The 7,692-nt window shown below is 68.7% G+C and carries 6 protein-coding genes and 1 pseudogene; 2 read left to right on the top strand and 5 right to left on the bottom strand.

The annotated features are described in order from the left end of the window. A pseudogene (locus tag AC31A1_RS42150) lies at positions 1-280 on the top strand (hypothetical protein); the annotation flags it as partial. 120 nt (positions 281-400) lie between these two features. Beyond that, positions 401-1,771 (top strand): pectate lyase family protein, encoded by a 1,371-nt coding sequence (locus AC31A1_RS42155; protein WP_489658370.1) that lies wholly within the window; start codon positions 401-403, stop codon positions 1,769-1,771. Positions 1,772-1,793: 22 nt separating this feature from the next. Here AC31A1_RS42155 and AC31A1_RS42160 read toward each other — a convergent pair whose 3' ends face one another. From AC31A1_RS42160 to AC31A1_RS42180, 5 genes are all read right to left on the bottom strand, one after another. Beyond that, positions 1,794-3,227 carry a VCBS repeat-containing protein gene (locus AC31A1_RS42160; RefSeq protein WP_489658371.1) on the bottom strand — a complete coding sequence of 478 codons (1,434 nt, stop codon included), beginning with the start codon at positions 3,225-3,227 and terminating at the stop codon, positions 1,794-1,796. 102 nt (positions 3,228-3,329) lie between these two features. Continuing rightward, entirely contained in the window at positions 3,330-3,806 is a 477-nt protein-coding gene (locus tag AC31A1_RS42165; protein ID WP_489658372.1) for a hypothetical protein, read from the bottom strand. Between the two features lie 65 nt (positions 3,807-3,871). Beyond that, positions 3,872-5,452 (bottom strand): methionine--tRNA ligase, encoded by a 1,581-nt coding sequence (gene metG, locus AC31A1_RS42170; protein ID WP_489658373.1) that lies wholly within the window; start codon positions 5,450-5,452, stop codon positions 3,872-3,874. A gap of 4 nt (positions 5,453-5,456) precedes the next feature. Next, positions 5,457-7,187 carry a methionine--tRNA ligase gene (metG, locus tag AC31A1_RS42175; protein ID WP_489658374.1) on the bottom strand — a complete coding sequence of 577 codons (1,731 nt, stop codon included), beginning with the start codon at positions 7,185-7,187 and terminating at the stop codon, positions 5,457-5,459. A 175-nt stretch (positions 7,188-7,362) separates the two neighbouring features. Next, positions 7,363-7,692 (bottom strand): VWA domain-containing protein (locus AC31A1_RS42180; protein ID WP_489658375.1); only part of this gene is annotated, 330 nt, incomplete at its 5' end.

Genomic DNA, 7,692 nt, shown 5'->3' on the forward strand with positions numbered 1-7,692 from the left:
CCCCCATCACCCTCGCCGCCCTCCTCCACCGCATACGCGAGCAGCGCACCGGCCCCCGCTGAGGAGACGTCTTCAGGATTCATGGGAAACCACAGCCCACACGGACACGATCTACCCGCAGAACGGCCACGAAGGCGGCCTGCTCCACCTCGACTACGACAAGAAGCGCGTCGCCAAGGGTGTCCGCGCGCACCTGACGATGGGCGTCGCCCCGGACGAGACGCACGACAGCACGGACACCCTGCCGAGCGCGTCGGCATCGGCGGGCACGTCCTCGTAAGCGGTGAGCCCTAGGCCGTAACTGTGCGCGGGATCAAGAAAGTTGGCGGCTCGCGGCAACCTTCTTGATCCTGACGGCCACTGAGGAGTCGTAACCCCCTCACCGCACCGAAGGACTCCCGTGGCCGCCACCGATTCACCCGCCCCGTCCCACCGCCGTTCCCTCCGCAAGCGCCGCACGATCGTCGTCACCGCCGCCGCGACCGCCGCAGGCATCGGCGCCGGCATCCTCGTGCTCAACGCGAACGCGGCCAGTACCACCGCGAGGGCCGACCTGTACCACCAGACGCTCGCGGCGAAGGACGGTTGGGCCTCGTCCGGTACCGGTACGACCGGCGGCGCGAAGGCCGACGCCGCGCACACCTTCACCGTGAGCAACCGCGCGCAGCTCGTGAAGGCGCTGGGGTCCACGAGCGACACGACCCCGCGGATCGTGAAGATCAAGGGGACGATCGACGCCAACACCGATGGCTCGGGGAAGAAGCTGAGCTGCGCCGCCTACTCCGCCGGGACCGGGTACTCGCTGGCCGCCTACCTCAAGGCCTTCGCCCCCTCCACCTACGGCACCTCCAAGCTGCCCTCCGGTACGCAGGAGAAGGCGCGGGCCGCCGCACAGGCCAAGCAGGCGAAGAACATCGTCTTCAGGGTGCCGGCCAACACCACCGTCGTGGGCGTGCCCGGCACCAAGGCCGGGATCACCGGCGGCACGCTGCAGATACAGAGCGTGGACAACGTCATCGTGCGGAACCTGACCTTCGCCGCCACCCAGGACTGCTTCCCGCAGTGGGACCCGACGGACGGGGACAGCGGGAACTGGAACTCGCAGTACGACGCCGTGACCCTGCGCGGTGCCACGCATGTCTGGGCGGACCACAACACGTTCACCGACGCGCCCGGGCTCGACACCTCCGACCCGAAGTACTACGGCCGCCAGTACCAGATCCACGACGGCGACCTCGACATCACCAAGGGCTCGGACCTGGTGACCGTCGAGCGCAACCAGTTCACCAACCACGACAAGACGATGCTCATCGGCAGCAGCGACACCGACAGCGTCGGCAAGCTGCGCGTCTCCATCCACCACAACGTTTGGAAGGGCATCGTGCAGCGCGCTCCGCTGGCCCGGATCGGCCAGATCCACATCTACAACAACTTCTACGACACCACGAAGCTCAACGGGTACGTCCTCCAGTACAGCGTCAACTCCCGTGCCAAGGCGCAGGTCGTCGCCGAGGACAACTACTGGAAGATTCCGGCCGGTCAGAAGGTCGGCAAGCTGTTCAGCGGTGACGGGACCGGTTCGATCGCGGGTGGCGGCAACCTCGTCAACGGCACGGCCACCAACCTCGTCGCCGCCTACAACGCCGCCAACTCCAAGAAGCTGAAGACCACCGTGAACTGGACGCCGACCCTCAAGGCAGGCCTGGAGACCTCCGCCAAGAACCTGCCGACGGAGCTCGCGACCACCACCGGGGCCGGTGTCCTCAACTAGCCTGAGGAGAGCGGTAGTTGCCTCAGATCAGTGAGAGCAGCCCGTTCCCGCCCAGGGTCGTGAGGCTTGGCTGGGTGAGGCCGACCGCGGGGCCGGTGAACAGCTTGGTGCCCGTGGCCGTCGGGCGGGAGGTGCCGCCGGGCAGGACCCACACGGCGCCCGTGTCCAGGTTCTCGCCCGACGCGCTCACGAACAGCTCCGGCTTGCCGTCGTTGTTGACGTCCCCGACGGAGACGGTCGTACCGAAGAAGTCGTCGATCTCGGAGGCGCCGGGGACGCCGGCCGTGTCCTGGGTGAACGAATAGGCGCCCGTGCCGAGCGCGCCCGTGCGGCGGCCCGGGATCACGGTCACCGCTCCGGCCCGGGTCTTGCCTGCGACGCCTTCGAACGGGGCGCCGACGACGATGTCGGCGAGCCCGTCCCGGTTGAGGTCGGCCACAGTCAGGGCGCCGCCGAACTCGTCGTCCTTCTCGCTCGCGCCGGGCACCCCGGCGGTGTCCTGGGTGAGCTGTACGGGTTCGGCGGTCTCCGCGATGCCCCTCGCCGTGCCGTAGTAGACCAGCACCCGGCCACCCAACGCGCCGTCCACGCCCACGACGTCGGGGTCCCAGGGGTCGCCGACGACGAGGTCGGCGTACCCGTCGCCGTTGACGTCGCCCGAGGCGGCGATGAGGCCGTTGCCCCGCTTCGGCTGCATGACGGTGGTGGCCGGGTCGACGTAGACCTCGCCACCGCTCAAGTCGCTGAGGCCCTGGGTGGTGACGGCCAGGTCGAGCACGGTGTCGCCGTCGAAGTCGCCGAGCGCGACGCTCGCCGGAGAGGCGGTGTTCTGGTCGGGTACGGCCGAACCGTAGGTGCCGGTGCGGCTGAACGGTCCCTTGAAGACCAGGGAGTCCGATCCGGCGACCGCGACCTGTGTCCTGCTGCCCGCGCCGATGCTCAGAGCGGCCAGGTCGGTGCCGTACCGCTCCAGGTAGTCCGACGGCGCCGGCAGGTCGGTGCCCGTCGTCAGCCCGCTCTTGCTGCCCCACAACACGGTGACCAGGCCCGCGTCCGTGCCGCGGGTCGTGTCCTCGTACGGCGTGGAGACCACGAGGTCCGCGTAGCTGTCCCGGTTGAGGTCGGCCGTCGCGGTGGCGGAGCCGAACCCGTCACCCGCCTCCGCGGTGCCCGGTACTCCGGCGGTGTTCTGGGTGATCGTCTTGCGGTGGGCGGCCGAGATCCCCGACTTCGAGCCGTACAGGATGACGACCGCGCCCGCCCCTTCCTTGCCTGCCACGTTCGCGCCGGGCGCGGGCAGGACGGCGTCGCGATACCCGTCACCGTTGAAGTCGCCGGGTACCGCTCCGTGGACCGCGAACGCGGGCGCGGCGGGCAGCAGCGAGCCGCCGACCAGGGTCGCGGCGACGACCGCCGCGGCTCTCCATCTGCCCTTGGCCGTCCGTGACTTGACCATACGAGTCCCCTCCCACCCTGGGCGCATCCCCTGTGCGCCGACAACTGACGCGCAGTGTAAAGGCCCTGGCTGTGCGGGAGTTGGATTCCCCGGACCAGGTGCTCAGCTGTCGTACGTACCGTCCCAGGGCGGGCCGAAGCAGCGCCGGTCCGGATACAGCTCCGCCCAGCTCCCCTCCTCGTCCTCCTCGACCAGCAGGCCGAACAGGACGCCGTCGACGGTGCGTTGGAAGGGGCGGATCGCGATGTCGGTGTAACTGCGGCGGGGGAGGGCGCGGAGCAGTTTCGCCAGGTGGATGCGGGCCTGGGAGAGGACCGAACCGTCGCCGTGCGGGGCGCGTTGCTGCTCGGCCCAGGTGCCGGCGCACCAGATCTCCGAGTCGCGGTAGCGGCCCGCGGCATCGAAGGTGTGGAGCACCGTGTAGAGACGTTTCTGCTCTTCCCAGCCGTCGTCGGGGCGGAAGCCTTGGGGGAACGCGTAGGTGACCGACGCCAGGAACTGGCCGTCCGCGTAGCGGCCGACGGCGCCGCTGCGTTGATTCGGCTCGTAGGCGATCGGAATGACCTCGGGGACTGCCATGGCGGAACCTTACGGGTTGGCGCGAACCTGCCTGTGACGGGGGCGGTCATCGAATCGTACGTACCTCAGGGAGTCGTACGTTCATCGAGGCGCGGAAAGAGAACCGAGCCCTTGGTGACCGGGGAGCCGGGCGGAAGCGCTCCCCACTCGGAGGCGCCCTGGATCCGCTGCTCGCTCAGCGGGCCCAGAGACGTCGAGGCGCCGAGGGAGTCCCAGAGGCGGCTCGACGTCTCCGGCATGACCGGTTCCAGGAGGACGGCGATCGCGCGGAGCGAGTCCGCGGCCGTGTAGAGGATCGTGGCCAGGCGGGTACGCGCCTCGGGGGAGTCGGACTTGGCGACCTTCCAGGGTTCCTGGTCGGTCAGATAGCCGTTGACCTGCTTGACGAAGTCGAGGACGGCCAGGATGCCGCCCTGGAAGTCGAGTTGGTCGCCGATACGGCGGTCCGCCTCCGAAGTCGCCGTCAGCAGCGCCGACTTGAGTGAGCGCTCGGCCTCGGTCTCCTCCCCCGGCGCGGGCAGGACGCCGTCGAAGTACCTGGCCGTCATCGCGGTCACCCGGGACGCCAAGTTGCCGTAGCCGTTGGCGAGTTCGCTGGTGTAGCGGGCGGTGAAGTCCTCCCAGGAGAAGGAACCGTCCTGGCCGAAGGCGATCGCGCGCAGGAAGTACCAGCGGTAGGCGTCCACGCCGAAGTGCGCGGTCAGCGTCTCGGGGCTGATGCCGGTCAGATTCGACTTGGACATCTTCTCGCCGCCGACCAGCAGCCAGCCGTTGGCGGCGATCCGGCCCGGCAGCGGCAGGCCGTTGGCCATCAGCATCGCCGGCCAGATGACGGCGTGGAAGCGGAGGATGTCCTTGCCGACGAGGTGGACGTCGGCGGGGAAGGTGGCCTCGAACTTCGCCGGGTTCTCGTTGTAGCCCACGGCGGTCGCGTAGTTGAGGAGCGCGTCGACCCAGACGTAGATCACGTGCGAGGGGTCCCAGGGGACCTTGACGCCCCAGTCGAAGGTCGAGCGGGAGATCGACAGGTCCTGGAGGCCCTGCCGGACGAAGTTCACGACCTCGTTGCGGGCCGAGGCGGGCTGGACGAAGTCCGGGTGGGCGTCGTAGTGGGCTAGGAGGCGGTCGCCGTACTCGCTCAGCCTGAAGAAGTAGTTCTCCTCCTTGAGGATCTCCACCGGGCGTCGGTGGATCGCGCAGAGCGGAACACCGGTGCCGTCCTCCGCCTCGATCAGCTCGCCGGGGAGTTTGTACTCCTCGCAGTACACGCAGTACGGACCCTCGTAACCGCCCTTGTAGATCTCGCCCTTGTCGTGCAGGTCCTGCACGAACTCCTGCACACGGTCCGTGTGCCGGCGCTCCGTCGTACGGATGAAGTCGTCGTTGGAGATGGCGAGATGGTCCCAGAGCGGCTTCCAGGACTCCTCGACCAGGCGGTCCGCCCACTCCTGCGGGGGCACGCCGTTCGCCTCCGCCGTGCGCAGGATCTTCTGGCCGTGCTCGTCCGTGCCCGTGAGGAACCAGACGTCCTCCCCGCGCCGGCGGTGCCAGCGGGCGAGGACGTCCGCGGCCACGGTGGTGTACGCGTGGCCGAGGTGGGGAGCGTCGTTGACGTAGTAGATGGGGGTGGTGACGTAGTACGTCACAGGGTCACCCCTGGTCTCCGCCGAACCGCTCCTTGTACGTCTCCAGGTCCTCGTCCGTGAGCTTCGCGAAGAGGACCGGGGGGACGGTGAAGGGGGTGCCGGCGGGGACGGTGGACAGGGACTTCGCCTCTTCCCGCGAGACCCACGTCGCCGTGTCGGACGGCAGGGCGAAGGCAGCGCGCATCGCCGCCGAGGAGGACGGGATGAAGGGTTCCGAGACCACCGCGTAGAGGTGGATCAGGTTCATCGCCGTGCGCAGCGTGAGGGCCGCGGCCTCCGGGTCGGTCTTGATCTCCAGCCAGGGGGCCTTCTCCTCCAGGTAGGAGTTGCCGGCCGACCACAGGGCGCGGAGTGCCGCCGCGGCCTTGCGGAACTGGAGGGACTCCATCTGGGTCTCGTACTCGGCGAGCAGGTCCGCGATCTGTTCGCCCAGCCTGGTCTCCGCCTCGCCCGCTGCCGCGCCCGCCGGGACCTCGTCCCCGAAGCGCTTCTTCGAGAAGGAGAGGACCCGGTTGACGAAGTTGCCGAGGGTGTCGGCCAGGTCCTTGTTCACCGTGGCGGTGAAGTGCTCCCAGGTGAAGGACGAGTCGTCGGACTCGGGGGCGTTGGCGATCAGGAAGTAGCGCCAGTAGTCCGCCGGGAGGATGTCCAGGGCCTGGTCGGTGAAGACGCCTCGCTTCTGGGACGTGGAGAACTTGCCGCCGTAGTACGTCAGCCAGTTGAAGGCCTTGACGTAGTCGACCTTCTTCCAGGGCTCGCGGATGCCGAGTTCGGTGGCCGGGAACATCACCGTGTGGAACGGGACGTTGTCCTTGGCCATGAACTCCGTGTAGCGGACCGGGTTCTCGCCCTGGTCGGACTCGTACCACCAGGACTTCCAGTCGCGGGTCTCCCCGGCCGGGGCCGCGTCCGCCCACTCCTTCGTCGCGCCGATGTACTCGATCGGGGCGTCGAACCAGACGTAGAAGACCTTGCCCTCCGCGGCCAGCTCGGGCCAGGTGTCGGCGGGGACCGGGACGCCCCAGTCCAGGTCGCGGGTGATCGCGCGGTCGTGCAGGCCCTCGGTGAGCCACTTGCGGGCGATGGAGGCGGCGAGGTGCGGCCACTCCTCCTCGTGCGCCGCGACCCACTCCTCGACCTCGTGCTGGAGCTTCGACTGGAGGAGGAAGAGGTGCTTGGTCTCGCGGACCTCCAGGTCGGTCGAGCCGGAGATCGCCGAGCGGGGGTTGATCAGGTCGGTCGGGTCCAGGACGCGGGTGCAGTTCTCGCACTGGTCGCCGCGGGCCTTGTCGTAGCCGCAGTGGGGGCAGGTGCCCTCGACGTAGCGGTCCGGGAGGAAGCGGCCGTCGGCCGGGCTGTAGACCTGGCGGATCGCGCGCTCTTCGATGAAGCCGTTCTCGTTGAGGCGGCGGGCGAAGTGCTGCGTGATCTCCCTGTTCTGGGGGGAGGAACTCCGGCCGAAGTAGTCGAAGGCCAGCGCGAAGCCGTCGTAGACCGCCTTCTGCGCGTCGTGCGCCTGCGCGCAGAACTCGGCTACGGGGAGGCCCTGCTCCTTCGCGGCCAGTTCCGCGGGGGTGCCGTGTTCGTCGGTCGCGCAGATGTAGAGGACGTCGTGGCCGCGCTGGCGGAGGTAGCGGGAGTACACGTCCGCCGGGAGCATGGACCCCACCATGTTGCCCAGGTGCTTGATCCCGTTGATGTACGGAAGGGCGCTGGTGATGAGGTGTCGAGCCATCGGGGGGCTGCTCCCAGGTCGGTCTGGCTGGTGCGTTCTGTGTCTCGCGAACGCGTCTTGCGAACCTTGAAATCGTATCCGACATGGGTGTGCCGCCCGCCTCCCGTTTTACGGGGTGGGAAGCGGGCGGCACGGGGGTTCTTCCAGATGGTGGTGCTACGGGTAGATGGTGGTGCTACGGGCGCCAGTCGATCAGTACGCCGTCGTAGAGCTCCGCGTCCGTGAGCTCCAGGGGCGTCGGGCCCGCGTGGAAGAAGGCCGTGTTGTCGGTCTTCAGCTTGCGGAGGTAGTCGAAGGCCTTGTTCTCGTGGTCGCCGAACGCGACGAACGAGAAGAACACGGAGGCGTGCGACTTCGCGGCGTCGGTCAGGGACTGGGTGGCCGGGGTCTTCGCGTCCGGGGCGCCGTCCGTCTGGAAGACGACGAGGGCGGGGGTGCCGGGGGTGGCGTTCTTGTCGTAGTGCGTGAGTACGGCTTCTACGGCTGCGTGGTAACTGGTGCGGCC

The organism is Streptomyces sp. P5F9 (genome assembly GCF_057961495.1).